Origin of the sequence: Ectobacillus funiculus, from assembly GCF_004138295.1 — a bacterium.
GTDB lineage: Bacteria > Bacillota > Bacilli > Bacillales > Bacillaceae_G > Ectobacillus > Ectobacillus funiculus.
The window spans coordinates 22,780-37,869 of sequence record NZ_SCFM01000007.1 but is presented as its reverse complement, the minus strand read 5'-3'; the positions used below and the strand labels follow the sequence as shown (position 1 = coordinate 37,869).

Below are 15,090 nucleotides of genomic sequence, written 5' to 3'. Positions count from 1 at the left end.
TATTTTTCGTAAGGGATTAGGGACAATCAAAGGGAGGCGTGCTACATGAGTGTATTACAGCAAACGATAGATGTGAAATTAAAGGCAAAGGATGTCTTAACATTAGAGGAGCTTAGCTCAGAGGAGATTGTATCCTTGATTCAACTGGCGGTACAGCTAAAAAAGCAGCGAGCTGAAACAGGAAGCAATCCAAACGTATTACAAGGAAAAGTGTTAGCGATGATTTTCGATAAGAGCTCCACGCGTACACGTGTTTCCTTCGAGACAGGCATGCTGCATCTTGGCGGACATGGTATGTTTTTAAGCGGAAAAGAGCTTCAGCTTGGACGTGGAGAAACAATTGAAGACACGGCAAAGGTATTATCGCAGTACGTAGATGCGATTATGATTCGTACGTTTGAGCACGAGAAGGTGGCAGAGCTTGCGAAGTATGCGACAATACCTGTTATTAATGGTCTAACAGATGGCCATCATCCTTGTCAGTCTTTGGCAGATTTGCAGACTATTTATGAGGAAAAAGGAACATTCGAGGGCGTAAAGCTTACTTATGTTGGAGATGGCAACAATGTACTGCATTCCTTATTAATTGGGGGAGCAAAGGTTGGTCTGCATGTGGCAGCTGCTTGCCCGGCTGGTTATGAGCCGAATGAGGAAATTGTAAATACAGCGAAGGAAATTGCAAAGAAAACCGGCGCTGTCATTGAAGTTATGGAAAATCCACAAGCAGCTGTGCAAGGAGCAGATTTCTTATACACAGATGTTTGGACTAGTATGGGGCAAGAAGAGGAAGCTGCAAAACGTCTGCAAGACTTTGCAGCATACCAGGTAAATGAGCAATTGGTGCAATGGGCAAAGCCGGATTACAAGTTTTTGCATTGCTTACCGGCGCACCGCGGTGAAGAAGTAACCGCAGAAGTTATTGACGGACCACAGTCCGCTGTATTTGAGCAAGCTGGCAACCGTCTTCACGCGCAAAAGGCAGTACTTGCTGCGCTATTACAATAGTTATAAAACAAGCAGTCTTCTAAATGAGGACTGCTTGTTTTGTACTTTAATAAGGTATAAATTTCCAGGTGGAAGATAGTTTGATATGACGAGGAATTTTAGGGGTACAATATAAGGGCAACTACGCCTCTGTCTTCGCCCAAGAGCAGGGCTCGCCAATCGGTGAGTTTTCTTTATTACAATCTTAATATTATGTTTTAAATATATATACTGTTTACATGAGGAGATGGAAGAGCTTCTAAATCCTTTCCAAAATATGTATTGTTATTTGAATATTTATTATCTTTTTTAACTCTTCTTTATACATTATAATAGTATATACAAGGAGAAATATATCTGTGAGGAAACTTGTGAAGGATAAAACGGGAGAGATGTATGTGAAAAGAGGAAAAAGGAAATACGGCTTTTGGAGAAAGATACAACGTGCATTTAAGCTTAATTTTTATAAGTTATTTCGATCTCCTGGCGGTGCCAAAAAGGTTGCGCTTGGATTCGCACTTGGCTTTGGTATGGAAATGATTGTTCTTTCTACTGCTTCTTTAATTTACTTACTGTTTTACCCAATTGTCCGTTTGTTCCGTGGGTCCCTTCCAGCAGCGATTATTGGAAACGTTGTCGGCAAGCTAACGTTTTTACCTGTTGTTTTGCTCCCGTTTGCTCATGCGCTTGGCAAGTTTGTTTATCCGGTTGACATCCATGATCGGCCAATGAAAGAGCACTCACTGTTAGAGGTATTCTCAGGAAACTTTATGGATATCGCAAAGGAACTGCTGCATAGCGGTTTATATACACTGATTGGCATGATCATCTTCGGGACATTACTGGGTCTTGCTTCGTATTTCATCATCTACCATCTATACGAAAAAGAACGGCAACGCCGCCTAGAGAAAAAGAAAACAACAGCAATCGCATTGATGCGTACGTAACGAATAAACGGGATCTGCGTAGATTCCGTTTATTTTATGCTGTAGAGAAAAGATAAATTTCTAGCCGAAAGCTGACTCGACGTAGTGAGAAGTTTTAGGAATATAGTATAAGGGCGACTACGCCTTTGTCTTCGCCCAACGGCTCGCCAATCGGCGAGTTTTCTTTTCATATACGGTAAAATCGCCCACCCAAACAGCTTGTGTGCTGCATATTGTTCAATATATGCATAGGAGGGATGATGTATGATTTGGTTGTATCCACCTGCTTCATTTTATTATTACACTCCAATATATATACCTGCGTTAGATGAACGTGCTATGCCGTTTCGTCAAAGCGAGCAAGTCCAGCAAATTCAGCCGCCTTATTTACAAACGTGGCCGTATTCAAACAACTATTATGGCAATTACTATGAATCATGAGGCTGCCCCCGGGCAGCTTCTCTTAATAAGAATATATACAGTGCTGGAAAAGCACGGTATTACTTGGGTGTAACAATACGCAGCGTCGGAAGGTAAGTTTTCATATGCTGTATGATTTTGTCATAGCGTTCTCGTGCAAGCGGATATTGCTCTTCTGTAACTTGTGCAAGCGGTATGACCTGATAATCCGTTTGATTGCGAGAGTATGTGAAGGTCGGTAAAAAGGAGGGATTGTTTAATACGATTCGACCATCTTTCTCCTTCCTTATAGAGACCTCTATAATTCCACCAAAGTGCGTTTCTTCATTTTCCTGTCCAGCAAGAAAGTTGCCAAGGGAGTAGGCAACAAAGGTTTGGTTTCCTTGTTTTCCGGTCAGAAACTCGGGCGGCTGCAGGACATGTGGATGGTGGCCAAGAATAACAGAAACACCAAGGTCCGCTAAAAATTGGGTAACTTCCTTTTGGCTGCTGTTGGGCAGCGTTTCATATTCTGTTCCAAAGTGAAGGATGACAATAACTGCGTCCGCAATCTGCTTTGCTTGTTCCACATCTTGTTTCATTTGTTCAGGTTGCATTAGGTTCACTAGATAAGGCTTTTGCAACGTATCAATCCCATTTAAACCGTATGTATACGATAAGACAGCACAGGTTATGCCGTTTTTGGAAAATGTGCGAATTGTATTTCTGTCTTCTTGTGACGTGTACGCCCCTGTGCGGACGATATTAAGTTTATCCCAATAAGAGAGGCTACGCTGCAAGGCTTGTTCACCGCGATCTAGCGCATGATTGTTTGCTAGGCTCATCACATCAAATCCGGTAAAGGCAAGGGCATCAGCAATTTCAATGGGACTGTTAAAGGAAGGATATGTTGATAAACCAATTTCTACACCGCCTATGATCGATTCTTGATTTGCAAAAGCAACATCAGCTTTCTCAATATAAGGCTTTACAGCGGCAAACATAGGCAAAAAATCAAAGTGATTCCCGCTTCTGCGAGCATCATTGTATACAACGTCGTGGAGAAGAATATCACCGACTGCCGCGAGCCGCACTGTAGCCTCCGGAGATGGATTTGTTTGCTTTGGCATGTCCTTCGCCTGCGGTTGATTTTTATTTTGAAGGAGAAACACGATGCTAGTGCACGCTGCAGAAAGCAAAATAAGTGTGATGAGAGATCGTACATATTTCATTGTTGCATAACTTCCTTTATTAGATAGAGTATAGAAGTTAGTATTTCCAACAATGGGTTCTGTGAAACAACAGCGGAGACTGTTTGAATGATGATCATTAAGCAGCACATGATACGTGTTATAATAATTTGACATACGGTTTATATGTATACAGGGGCGTAGTTGCAAAATATAGAAAAAAAGACTATAGAAGGTGTTGCAAAAGAGAATGAGAAATTATATAGCAGCTTTGTTATTTATAGCAGGGGTAGTACTCATCAGCATAACAGGATGGCAGTTTATTGATGCGAAGAGGCAGCAGAAGCAATCAACGGCAGAAGCACAAGAGATGTTAGGGAAAGCCAAGGATACGAAGCCGAGCCGTGCTGCATTTCAGCCGCAAAAGGACGAAACAATCGGCATGCTTCGGATCCCGAAAATTAATGCTGTGCTTCCTATTATAGAAGGAACCGATCCAGATGACTTAAAAAAAGGGGTCGGACATTATACAAGTACAGCATTTCCAGGAGATCATAATCAAATTTTGCTTTCCGGTCATCGCGATACAGTGTTTCGGAAATTTGGTGAAATAGAAAAAGGCGATGAATTGATTGTAGAGCTGCCGTATGGCACATTCCGTTATGTGATGGATCATGCAAAAATTGTCCCGGCAGATGATACAACAGTCATTGGTTCAACCGCACCAAATGAGGTGTTAAATGTATCAACCTGCTATCCGTTTCGATTTGTCGGATCAGCGCCGGACCGTTATGTTATCTATGCCTATCCTGAGGAAAAACAGTCGTAAGCGCTCGGCATCGAAGTCGCATTCTCTGCTGGCCCGGTTTTTCTATATCAGGGAGCAATCGCACTATTAGCAACACAAATTCATACATTTGTGCCGAAGGAAATAATGGATCAGCTTATTGTTGAGCTAACAGCTACAGGTGATGCGCTTATCATCGCAATCGGGCTGAATATTTTAAAAATCACGTCTATTCGCGTGGCTAATAGGCTGCCAAGCTTGTTATGTACGATAGTATTCGTGCTTATCATGGAATATATGTAAGAACAGGAGGAAAACCCTCCTGTTTTTTTATGCCTTAAGAAAGCATAAAACTCCAGCTAAGAGTATATTCGATGTGACAGAAAATTTTAGCAATAAAGTGTATGAGCAACTACATCTTTTATCTTCGCTCAAGAGCAGGGCCCGCCAATCAGCGAGTTTTCTTTACAAGATAATTTAGGATTCATCCGCGGACATACTCTCTTTGCTTATAATAATTTTTTTATAAAAACATGAGGAAAAAACAACCAATTGGGCAAAATAACGGTAATCTTTTATGATAAAAGGAGTGAATAGACGATGAAAAAGCAAGTGATAGGCTGGACAATAGCTGGTTTATTGGCAGTAGGAGGAGCAGGGATGCTGCCAACAGCAAAAGCGGAAGCGATGCATGGAAAGTTTTTGCAGGATGGCCCGCGGCATGAGCATTTACTTAGAATGGCAAATCATTTTGGGATTGCAACGGAAGGAAAAAGCGATGAGCAGCTAAAGGCGGAAATCCATCAAGTGCTCGAGAAAAAGCATCGAGAGCATTTGCTGCAGAAGGCAAAGGAATTTGGGATTGCAACAGAAGGCAAGACAGCGGAGCAAATTCATAATGAAATTCGGAAGCTGCATGAGTCTGATCTATTGGAGGAGGCAAAGCGCTTTGGAATTGCAACAACAGGAAAATCTCATTTTCAGCTAAGAGAAGAAGTCCAAAAAGCCCGGTATGCTCAGGAGCATGAGCAGCTCGTACAATCGGCGAAAGAATTTGGAATTGCAACAGAAGGAAAAACGAACTATCAGCTGCGTAAAGAAATTATGAAAAAAGAAGAAACGCAAATCATAGCGGAGGCAAAAAAACTAGGCATTCAAACGGAAGGGAAATCGTATGAGGATCTAAAAGAAGCAGTAGAAAAAGCGAAGAAGCAGTAAGAAAAAACAGCCGGTTCTCTATTGAACCCGGCTGTTTTTTCTTACTGCTTAAAGAACGTATAAATAAGCGAGTTTTCTCCACAAAATGGATCCATTCTCAATTGTATATTCTCAAGAAGTTTTCTCTTCATGGACGAATTTTCCTTTCTTCCCTTGCGCATAGTAACAATGAGAGTAAGATCAGGAGGGTTAGTATGTACAGGTATACATTAGCAGTAATGACTTTTTTGATTTTATTTAAGGCCCTCAGTGCAGACCCTGTGAAGGCTGCGACAGAGCCAACACAACAGGAAATGCATATGCGTATTGAACAGCATTTTCGTCAAAAGGCGGAGCATTTCGGGATTGAAACAGAGGGAAAAGAGCTTAAGCAGGTGCGTAAGGAGCTTCATGATGCCCAAGAGGCAAAGCGTTTGGAGATGATTCAGCGTGCAGCAGCTCGTTACGGCATTGAAACGGAAGGGAAGAGCATGCATACGATTGTTGAGGGGATTCGAACAGCGAGAGAAAAAGAAGTACATGATCTTGCCAAGAAGTTTGGCATTCAAACAGAAGGAAAAACGATGCAGCAGCTTACAGTAGAGGTAGAGGAAAAACAAGAGGCCACGAAGTAAGCGTCACGAAAGGGGTTTCATGCCATGGAGCACAACCGGCATAGTCTGCAAAATCATTGGACATTTGTCATGTATGATGGCTGCAGGCGATATTCGAATGATAATCATTGTATTGTAGCTGCGTAAACAATAGTAAAGAAAACTCGCCGATTGGTGAGCCCTGCCTTTGGGCGAAGACAGAGGCGTAGTTGCCCTTATACTTTATGCCTAAAATTTCTCGCTACGTCGAATTGGAAGCCAGTTAGAAATTTATACTTTCTTAAAGTGAAATATAATTTCTCGTCTCCCCGTACTCAGAAACTTATCTCTTCATCTTCAGCTTGTTACTTTTTCAAAAAACAGGTACAAATAAAAAACGGGCCATTCTTCCATAAATTTTTGATAGAAGGATGACCCGTTTTTTATATAGATGTTTTTTATTTTTATTATTAGCCTTGCAATTGTCGGCCTAGGTTCGCCATTTCAATTGCGGTAGCAGCTGCCTCGTAGCCTTTATTGCCCGCTTTTGTGCCGGCACGCTCGATTGCTTGCTCAATTGTTTCTGTTGTTAATACACCGAAAATAACTGGTATTTCCGTTTGTAATGTAATAGCTGCAACGCCTTTCGCTACTTCATTGCATACATAATCATAGTGTGTTGTTGCGCCGCGGATTACTGTGCCAAGTGTAATAACCGCATCATATTTACCGCTTGTCGCCATTTTCTTTGCAACCAATGGAAGCTCAAATGCACCTGGTACCCAAGCTATGTCTACGTTTGCATCATCCACACCGTGGCGTTTTAAGCCGTCTTGAGCACCGCCAAGAAGCTTGCTTGTAATGAATTCGTTAAAACGTGCTACTACAATTCCTACCTTTAAATCTGTACCAACTAAATGTCCTTCAAAAATCATCGTTCTCTTCTCCTTTTATAGGTGCAGCAGATGCCCTAATTTTTCGTATTTTGTTTTAAGATATTCTTGATTTTCGCGTTTTGCTGGCAATTGCAGCGGCACGCGTTCTACCACCTGTAAATCATGTCCCTGAAGACCTGCGATTTTACGCGGATTGTTGGTAAGCAGTTTAATATCGCGTACGCCCAAATCCTTTAAAATTTGCGCACCAATGCCATAGTCGCGAAGGTCTGCATCAAAGCCAAGCTTATGGTTCGCTTCGACTGTATCATAGCCCTCCTCTTGGAGCTTATAGGCGCGCAGTTTATTCATTAAGCCAATGCCGCGGCCTTCCTGACGCATATATAGCAATATCCCGCTGCCTGCCTCTTCAATTTGAGCAAGCGCTGCATGCAGCTGAGGTCCGCAGTCACAACGGTATGACCCTAGTACATCTCCTGTTAAGCATTCAGAGTGTACACGTACTAATACAGGCTCATTTGGATTAATTTCACCTTTTACGATTGCAATATGCTCTTTGTCGTCAAGGGAGTTTGTATAACCGACAGCACGGAAGGTTCCGAATTCTGTTGGAAGTGTAATTTCCACCTCGCGCTTCACAAGCTTTTCGTTACGGCGTCGATATTCAATTAACGCTTCAATCGTAATCATTTTTAAATCAAATTGCTCTGCGACCTTTTCTAAATCTCCGACACGTGCCATTGTACCGTCTTCATTGATAATTTCACAAATAACACCGGCTGGCTCGGAGCCGCATAACATTGCCAGATCTACAGCAGCCTCTGTGTGGCCGGCCCGACGCAGCACACCGCCTTTTTTCGCAATAAGCGGAAAAATATGGCCTGGTCGTTTAAAATCGCTGCCCTTTGCGTTAGGGTCCAGCATTTTTTGAATCGTGAAGGAACGCTCATGGGCGCTGATGCCCGTAGTTGTTTCCTTATGGTCAATGCTTACGGTAAAGGCAGTTCCGTGTGCATCTGTATTGTTTGCTACCATCGGTTGAAGGGATAAACGCTTTGCGTGCTCCTCCGTAATCGGTACACATACAAGACCGCGGCCGTGCGTGATCATAAAATTAATCACTTCCGGCGTTGTACGATCGGCAAGTGACACAAAGTCACCTTCATTTTCACGATTTTCATCATCGCATACGATAATTGGCTTTCCTGCCTTTAAATCATGTAACGCTTCTTCCACTGTATGAAACATAGCGATCTCTCCTTTCTTACATATATCCGTGTTCTTGTAAAAAGCTTGCAGTGAGTGAGGATTTTGGTGGTGCTTCCTCCCGGCGTGTAAACCGTTCAATATATTTGCCAATCATATCACATTCAATATTTACAATGTCCCCGACGCCCTTCTGTCCAATAACAGAGTAATCAACCGTATGCGGAATTAAGGAAATTGTCACAGATGTATCATCTAGACCGAAAATTGTCAGACTTGTGCCATCAATTGTAATAGATCCTTTAAAAATGCAGTAGCGCAGCAAATTGCTTGGAAGTTCAATTCGATAGTAAATGGCATTATGACTTTTTTTCTTCTCCACAATCGTTCCGATGCCATCCGCATGACCGCTCACAAAATGTCCGCCAAATCGTCCGCCTGCACTCATCGCACGTTCTAAGTTAACGGAAGAGCCGCGTCCTAGCGCCTGAAGCGATGTAGCTTTCACCGTCTCTGGCATCACATCAACCGTAAAGGCGGAAGAGGTGAAGGATGTAACGGTTAAGCAGACGCCGTTCACAGCGATGCTGTCGCCAAGATGCACATCGGATAGAATATGAGAGGCAGAAATGGTCATCGTAATAGCCTGCCCAGTTTGCTGCATCCGTTCGACTTTCCCAATTTCTTCAATAATACCTGTAAACATTGCTGCACCTCCTATTTCGGAATGGCGACGATTTTTATATCGTCTCCAATAGTCTCAATGGATTGAATGGAAAGAGAGGCAGCATCAGCGAGCGAGGAAAATCCACTGCCGCCAAAAATTGTTGGCGCCGCTTGGCCGCCAATCAGCTTCGGGCTAATATACACAATGAACTGCTGAAAGCATTTCGCTTCTAAAAAGCTTGCATTCACCTGTTGTCCGCCCTCTACAAAGAGAGAAAGAATTCCTTTTTCTCCTAAAATGGCAAGTACTTCATTTATCTCAATACGGCTTTTGCTTGCCCTGATAACCGTTACCATATCAGATGTATATTGTTCCCATTTTTCCTGCGGTACATGTGAACCAACGATAATCCATGTTGGAGCCATACCGTCCGTAACAACAAGCGAATCCAAAGGTGTCCGCAAATTTGTATCCAAAATGATGCGGATAGGATGCTTCCCCCCATTTGGCAGGCGTGTCGTTAAGCTAGGATTATCAGCAAGAACCGTATTTACGCCAACCAAAATAGCGTCATGCTCATGTCTGTAGCGATGCACATCGAGCCTTGCCTGTTCTCCTGTAATCCATTTGCTTTCCCCTGTTACAGTCGCAATTTTTCCATCAAGGCTCATTGCTGTTTTAATGGTGACATACGGCTTATGCTCTGCCATGTAATGAAAAAAGACAGTATTGAGCTCACGCGCTTCCTTCTCCAGCACACCGACTTCTACTTCGATGCCTGCATCCTTTAGACGCTGCACCCCTTTGCCGGATACGAGTGGATTGTTGTCTAGTGAAGCCACAACAACACGTTTTACCTTTTTCTCAATGAGCAGATTGCTGCAAGGCGGTGTTTTACCAAAATGGCTGCAAGGCTCAAGCGTCACATAGGCAGTTGCCCCTTCTGCTTTATCTCCTGCCATTTTGAGCGCATGCACCTCGGCGTGACCTTCTCCAGCCTTTAAATGGGCACCGAGACCGATAATCACACCATCCTTTACTACAACCGCACCAACAGTCGGATTTGGACTTGTTTGTCCTTGCGCCGCCTTCGCAAGATCAAGTGCGAGGCGCATATATTCCTGATCAGTCATAGCAAGACCACCTCTCCTAAAAAATCAAAACCCCAAGGACATTCCTTGGGGTTGGGAGAGACGTTTGTTTTCAGCGACAACAAGGATACAAAAGCACGGGAAAATAAGCCTAGCTGCAGCGATTAAAAAAACGAGCAGCTAGAACAAGTGTTCTCAAAAAGGAAGACACTCGCCCTTGGATAGACATATCCTTATGTACAGCCTGAAAACGCAATCCTTCTCCCATCCAGACTATACTGTCGGCCCTAGATTTTCACTAGATCCACCGCTTTGCGAGTGCAAAGGCGGGTCACGGGCTTAGAAGACGAGACTTCATCACCGCCGGTTGGGATTTTCACCCGACCCCGAAGGATATTGTTTTCTGAAATTATAGCACAAAATAGAAAAAAAGGTACAATAATTTGTTTGTGATGAAAGAAAATGGCTTGTTCTTTGTTACTTTTATAAATTTTGGGATTCCTTATTAGCAGATTTGGAAAAAAACAACTCTAGCCAGAAATTTTAAAGGACAATAAAGAAAACTCGCCGATTGGCGAGCCCCGCTCTTGGGCGAGGACAGAGGCGTAGCCCTACTTATACTGTATTCCTAAAATTTCCGACTACGTCGAATCCACTTCTGGCTGGAAATTTATACTTTCCTACAGTGTACAAAGATCCTGCTCTCACAGAGGATCCTGCTTCTTACTAAATATCTGTTTCTTCCGACTGCGGTGCTCTTACAACAGATTGGAACTTTCCTTTATGCGCACCGCTGCAATATGGCATATTTGTTGATAAGCCGCAGCGGCAAAGAGAGAAGGCCGGCTTTGCCGGAAACGCGTGTCCTTGTGAATCCACCAATTCCACATCACCTGTGATACGGAACGAACCATTATCATTGACTTTAATTTGTACCTTTGTCATTTAGATATCCTCCTAATTTTAAGTTTTTTCTATAATATGCACATTTTTACATATTTTCAATCTACTCGTATGTGTATGTTTAGAAAGATGCTTTCTTTCCAAAAAATTAGAATGTATAATAAGCTTCGTAAAGAAAACTCGCCGTTAGGGCGTAGTTACACTTACACTGTATCCTTAAAATTTCTGACTGCGTTGAATGACTTCGAGCTGGAAATTTAGCTGTTTCTACAGTGCAAGAAAAAAGACATAGGTGGAAAAAGATGAGCAAAAAATTACATACGATCCAAGCAATTGCGAGAGATAAAAAATGGGTTTCCTTTTTATATGATCATCAGCCTTACAGCTTGCTGCATTGGTCAAAAGCTGGGATAGAAGAAGAGGAAAAGGATGCATGGCTGCTGCAGGATGAAATGACATTTGAAATGCAAGAATTTGCGACGCTTGAGGAAGCGATGACTTGGCTTGCTGAACATATGAAGGACGTTACAGACGTCCTGGCATGAGGTCCAGAATAACAGTAAAGAAAGAGCCCTGCCCCCGGGCCGGGCAAAGATAGAGACGTAGTTGCATCTATCCTTTTTAAAGCGCAAAAAAAAGGAGGGGAGAATCATATGACAGATTCTTCTCTCCTTTTTTGCTGTTATGGCTGTGTTTTCTTTGTATTAGTACTCACAGCTACTTTTATGCAAATATGCTTATAGCTTATATCGCTTTAAGAAGCTGTCGATCGCCCTCTTATATGCTTCTTTATTCTCCACATATGACATCGCATGGGCACCTCGCTCTGCAATAAACAGCTGCTTCGGTCCTGCTTTGTGATTATACAATTCCTCTGTCATTTTACATAAAATATAATCGTCATCCTTACTGTGTATAAACAAAACAGGGCTTTTAATATGTTTCACACATTGAATGGGGGACACATCACGTATCGTATATCCATCGCGCAGTTTTAAAATCATGTTCGCAAGAGGAAGCACCGGCCAGTGAGGCAGCTTGAATTCAACTTTAAGTCGATAGGATAGCTGTTCGTAAAAGTCGGAAAAGGGACAATCGGCAATATAAAAATCTGCTCCATCCTCAACCATTCCTGCATACTGCAAAAGTGTGGCAGCTCCCATCGATTCTCCGTGAATGCCAAGAGTAATATCAGGACCGAATCGGCTCTTTATATACTGTACAACCGCATGTAAATCATCCTTTTCATAATAGCCGTAGCTCGTTGTTTTCCCGCCTGTTTTGCCGTGACGACGGTGATCATAGATAAGAACATTAAAGCCGCGTTCTAAAAAGAGGTTACTGTATTTCACCGAATTCAGTTTGTTCACGGAAACGCCATGGCAAAAAATCATGAATCGGCTGGAATGTCGTGATGGAGTATAATATCCATGAATTTGATAGCCAAACGGTGAGTCGATCCAAAGCTCTTCCTTTTGCATCGATTGAAACCTCTGCAAATTAAAATTTGTATTTGTTTCCCTCTGCAAGATTTCCTCATCTGTTTTCTTTTTCAGATACATGATCTTGTTTGTGAAAAACATCCCAATGCCAAATAACATAGCAATGAAGATGCCTATTAAGCCGAAAAACGCTCTCATACTAATCCTCCAATAGTTCAACTAGAAGTTATTGTATCATACTGCTAAAAAAAGCGGGAGCAGCGCAGAACATGTAACAATCGTTACATGTTACATATTACGGATAGGACAGGGAAATAACTTCATGTTATTCCTTTTTTTTCATATTCATCTTGACGGCTTGCTTTGTTTGTTTTACGGTAAATCTGTAACGCATTACCGCAAAGAGGTGGAGAAGGTGGCAACAATTCGTGATGTCGCAAAGTTAGCTGGTGTTTCGGTAGCAACCGTGTCCCGAGTGTTAAATAAAAAGGGATACGTTCATGAAGAGACGGTGAAGCAAGTAGAAGAAGCAATAGAAAGGCTGCAATATAAACCAAATGCAGTAGCCAAGTCGCTTTTTAAGAAATCCTCTACGATGATAGCTCTTCTTGTATCTGATGATTCTGCTCCTTCCTTTTTTGAGCTGTTTTCTTCCATTGAGCAAGCAGCATATGAGGCTGGATATCAAATTGTAATAGGAAGGGTCAATGGGAAGGCATCCTATGTAGACACGCTGCTGCAAAATAATGTGGCGGGCTTTCTTGTTATGAATGAGGTCTATGAGCAGGTCAAGAAGAAAATCTCCTCTACTCCGTTTGTCGTTTTGGACGGTGAATTACATAACACGTACGCTGCTGTAAGATGCTGTGACTATGAAGGAGCAAAACTAGCAACAGAGCAGCTTATTAAAAAAGGCTGCCGCTTTTTGGCTCACCTTCGCGGTCCAGAGCATAATGAAGCAATGCATGAGCGGCTAGAGGGCTTCATCGATACTGCTGAGTACTACAATATCCCATACCGAGTCGTAACGAGCGGTTTATCCGTTAGGGAGGGTGAGCAAGCAACTATCGCAATGCTGCAACATGCACCTTACATAGATGGAATTGTTGCTTGCAATGATATTGTAGGAATTGGGGCTTTGCGCGCGGCGCATCGTCTTCACCTATCTGTTCCTGATCAGCTTCAGCTTATCGGAATTGATGGAATAGCAGCAGGAGAATTTTTATATCCGGCCCTTACAACAGTCGGACAGCCTTATGGGGACAAAGGTACGATTGCCGTCCACATGCTGCTTCGACAAATGAAAGAACAGACAGAGGCGGTTCGTCGCTTACGTCCTGTTCTAATTGAGCGCGAAACAACAAGATAATTCATTTTTATATTCTGATTTTATGAAATTAATTAGCAAAAGGTCTGCCGCAAAGCAGACCTTTTACTATATAAGTATGAAAAGGTCGGAATGATAAAATAGCGGAAGCTGGAGTATGTATAAAGTAGAGCTATGAGCATTTAACGGACAGCTCAACGATTGGCGAAGATAAAGGCGTAGCTGCAATCATACTTTATCTCCCAATTTACTAATACATCGAATTAGCGGTTCATTACTATAACTCGCAGTTGATTATGTTTCGCAGTATACCTGCCAGGATGTCATTTTTAGTTAATAAAAGGAGCAATTTTGGAAAGGGCCCGTAGTGCAAATAATGATGAAAACAATAGCCAGCCAGAATTGTCTATTCCTTTCTTTTCAGCTCGATTCTATTAGGAGGGCAGGTCAATGAAGGTAGGAGATATTATTGATCGTCTCAATGGGAGGGAATCGCTCGTCGTGTTGGCCAAGCGGCTTGGCTTGATGCCGCATACACTATCGAAGAAGTTGCGGTTATTTGGATACGAGTATGATAGCAAAAAGAAAAAAAGAGTCTTTGTCGGCGAGGGAGAGGAGCCTAGGGAACAGAGTATTTTTGGCGAGGTACCCTTATCTAAAGCAGCGGAAGTGCCTGATTATCAAAAGCTTATGTACGAAGAATTGCGTTATATTCGATCTTTGCTTGAAAATCGTCCTATATACAACGCACTGTCCGAGGCGGAAGAACAACGGGCGCGAAGAACCTTTACGCTTCCCGTATCGCTGTTACAGCATTTGGACGCAGCATCAGCTAAACGAGGCATCCAAAAATCAAGAATAGTGGAGGCGGCGCTGCGATTGTTTTTGAGGGAGAATAAATGGTGAACTCCTGGCGACCTGTATACTGGAAAGAGGATAGGACATTTGCTACAATAATCTAAAAAATAAGCCGTAATGAGGGAAACAACAAGGGGAGAGATCATATGGCAAAAAAACAAAAGCAGCAAAGACAACCCGTTCGCAAAGCTGAAACTGAAAAAGAGAGCGTGCGCTTGGGAGACTTTTTAAATACGGACGTATTGCAGCAACTGAAGCAAAAGCAAAAAGCGCTGCAGGAGGAGCAGGACAAACAGCAGGAAAAGCAGCGAGCTGAGGAATTGGAACGAAAAAAGCGTGAGCAGCGGGAACGCGAAAAAAATAAAACATTTGAAGATTTGCTAAAAGAAAGTAATCTATCTTGGAAGGATTTTAAATAGCAATGTGAGTCGGGCTGGATGAAGAATCCAGCCTGTTTTACACTTTAAGCTGGCTAGGAGACTGTTCGACATAGTCGGAAATTTTAGGAATACAGTATAAGTAGGGCTACGCCTCTGTCTTCGCCCAAGAGCGGGGCTCGCCAATCGGTGAGTTTTCTTTACTAGGGAGAGAAAACGAAGCCATGTCCGCTTTTCTTAGTTCGAA

The 15,090-nt window shown here is 42.6% G+C and carries 17 protein-coding genes, 1 pseudogene and 1 riboswitch; of the genes and pseudogenes, 11 read left to right on the top strand and 7 right to left on the bottom strand.

The window, feature by feature from the left end:
• The first annotated feature begins 45 nt into the window (after positions 1 to 45).
• From argF to EP737_RS25450, 3 genes are all read left to right on the top strand, one after another.
• Positions 46 to 1,005 carry an ornithine carbamoyltransferase gene (argF, locus tag EP737_RS06475; RefSeq protein WP_129727121.1) on the top strand — a complete coding sequence of 320 codons (960 nt, stop codon included), beginning with the start codon at positions 46 to 48 and terminating at the stop codon, positions 1,003 to 1,005.
• A 371-nt stretch (positions 1,006 to 1,376) separates the two neighbouring features.
• Positions 1,377 to 1,931: a DUF2062 domain-containing protein gene (locus EP737_RS06470; protein ID WP_129727391.1), complete on the top strand. Its 555-nt coding sequence runs from the start codon at positions 1,377 to 1,379 to the stop codon at positions 1,929 to 1,931.
• A gap of 243 nt (positions 1,932 to 2,174) precedes the next feature.
• Entirely contained in the window at positions 2,175 to 2,351 is a 177-nt protein-coding gene (locus EP737_RS25450; RefSeq protein ID WP_165350709.1) for a hypothetical protein, read from the top strand.
• A gap of 59 nt (positions 2,352 to 2,410) precedes the next feature.
• Here the strand turns inward: EP737_RS25450 and EP737_RS06465 are convergent, their stop codons facing one another.
• Complete coding sequence (locus EP737_RS06465; RefSeq protein ID WP_165350711.1) at positions 2,411 to 3,541, bottom strand: CapA family protein; 1,131 nt, start codon at positions 3,539 to 3,541, stop codon at positions 2,411 to 2,413.
• 208 nt (positions 3,542 to 3,749) lie between these two features.
• Between EP737_RS06465 and EP737_RS06460 the strand changes: the two genes are divergently transcribed.
• The 4 genes and pseudogenes from EP737_RS06460 to EP737_RS06445 all read left to right on the top strand — a co-directional run bounded on the left by EP737_RS06460 (position 3,750) and on the right by EP737_RS06445 (position 6,118).
• Positions 3,750 to 4,328, top strand: coding sequence for a class D sortase (locus EP737_RS06460; RefSeq protein ID WP_129727119.1), 579 nt, complete (start codon positions 3,750 to 3,752; stop codon positions 4,326 to 4,328).
• A 3-nt stretch (positions 4,329 to 4,331) separates the two neighbouring features.
• Positions 4,332 to 4,589 (top strand): annotated as a pseudogene (locus EP737_RS06455) (DUF554 family protein); the annotation flags it as partial.
• 297 nt (positions 4,590 to 4,886) lie between these two features.
• The gene (locus tag EP737_RS06450) at positions 4,887 to 5,504 is read left to right on the top strand and encodes a hypothetical protein (protein ID WP_129727117.1); all 618 of its coding nucleotides are present in this window, start codon (positions 4,887 to 4,889) and stop codon (positions 5,502 to 5,504) included.
• Between the two features lie 194 nt (positions 5,505 to 5,698).
• Positions 5,699 to 6,118 (top strand): hypothetical protein, encoded by a 420-nt coding sequence (locus EP737_RS06445; protein ID WP_410776037.1) that lies wholly within the window; start codon positions 5,699 to 5,701, stop codon positions 6,116 to 6,118.
• Positions 6,119 to 6,546: 428 nt separating this feature from the next.
• Here the strand turns inward: EP737_RS06445 and ribH are convergent, their stop codons facing one another.
• The 5 genes from ribH to EP737_RS06420 form a co-directional block, all read right to left on the bottom strand.
• On the bottom strand, positions 6,547 to 7,011 hold the full coding sequence (ribH, locus tag EP737_RS06440; RefSeq protein WP_129727116.1) for a 6,7-dimethyl-8-ribityllumazine synthase: 465 nt from the start codon (positions 7,009 to 7,011) through the stop codon (positions 6,547 to 6,549).
• Between the two features lie 15 nt (positions 7,012 to 7,026).
• Positions 7,027 to 8,220 carry a bifunctional 3,4-dihydroxy-2-butanone-4-phosphate synthase/GTP cyclohydrolase II gene (locus EP737_RS06435; protein WP_129727115.1) on the bottom strand — a complete coding sequence of 398 codons (1,194 nt, stop codon included), beginning with the start codon at positions 8,218 to 8,220 and terminating at the stop codon, positions 7,027 to 7,029.
• Between the two features lie 16 nt (positions 8,221 to 8,236).
• The gene (gene ribE / locus EP737_RS06430) at positions 8,237 to 8,884 is read right to left on the bottom strand and encodes a riboflavin synthase (RefSeq protein ID WP_129727114.1); all 648 of its coding nucleotides are present in this window, start codon (positions 8,882 to 8,884) and stop codon (positions 8,237 to 8,239) included.
• 11 nt (positions 8,885 to 8,895) lie between these two features.
• Positions 8,896 to 9,978, bottom strand: a complete 1,083-nt coding sequence (gene ribD / locus EP737_RS06425; RefSeq protein ID WP_129727113.1) for a bifunctional diaminohydroxyphosphoribosylaminopyrimidine deaminase/5-amino-6-(5-phosphoribosylamino)uracil reductase RibD — start codon at positions 9,976 to 9,978, stop codon at positions 8,896 to 8,898.
• Positions 9,979 to 10,188: 210 nt separating this feature from the next.
• Positions 10,189 to 10,334: riboswitch (FMN riboswitch) on the bottom strand.
• Between the two features lie 328 nt (positions 10,335 to 10,662).
• A complete protein-coding gene (locus EP737_RS06420) occupies positions 10,663 to 10,881 on the bottom strand; it encodes a CDGSH iron-sulfur domain-containing protein (RefSeq protein WP_129727112.1) in 219 nt (72 codons plus the stop codon).
• A gap of 260 nt (positions 10,882 to 11,141) precedes the next feature.
• Between EP737_RS06420 and EP737_RS06415 the strand changes: the two genes are divergently transcribed.
• Positions 11,142 to 11,384 carry a DUF2552 family protein gene (locus tag EP737_RS06415; RefSeq protein WP_129727111.1) on the top strand — a complete coding sequence of 81 codons (243 nt, stop codon included), beginning with the start codon at positions 11,142 to 11,144 and terminating at the stop codon, positions 11,382 to 11,384.
• Between the two features lie 192 nt (positions 11,385 to 11,576).
• On the opposite strand, the gene EP737_RS06410 is transcribed toward EP737_RS06415, so the two are convergent.
• Positions 11,577 to 12,479: an alpha/beta hydrolase gene (locus EP737_RS06410; RefSeq protein WP_129727110.1), complete on the bottom strand. Its 903-nt coding sequence runs from the start codon at positions 12,477 to 12,479 to the stop codon at positions 11,577 to 11,579.
• A gap of 124 nt (positions 12,480 to 12,603) precedes the next feature.
• On the opposite strand from EP737_RS06410, the gene EP737_RS06405 reads away from it, so the two are divergent.
• The 3 genes from EP737_RS06405 (at position 12,604) to EP737_RS06395 (ending at position 14,885) form a co-directional block, all read left to right on the top strand.
• Complete coding sequence (locus EP737_RS06405; protein WP_246040193.1) at positions 12,604 to 13,650, top strand: LacI family DNA-binding transcriptional regulator; 1,047 nt, start codon at positions 12,604 to 12,606, stop codon at positions 13,648 to 13,650.
• 408 nt (positions 13,651 to 14,058) lie between these two features.
• Positions 14,059 to 14,514: a ribbon-helix-helix domain-containing protein gene (locus EP737_RS06400; protein WP_129727109.1), complete on the top strand. Its 456-nt coding sequence runs from the start codon at positions 14,059 to 14,061 to the stop codon at positions 14,512 to 14,514.
• 98 nt (positions 14,515 to 14,612) lie between these two features.
• Positions 14,613 to 14,885 (top strand): YqkE family protein, encoded by a 273-nt coding sequence (locus tag EP737_RS06395; protein WP_129727108.1) that lies wholly within the window; start codon positions 14,613 to 14,615, stop codon positions 14,883 to 14,885.
• Positions 14,886 to 15,090: the final 205 nt, after the last annotated feature.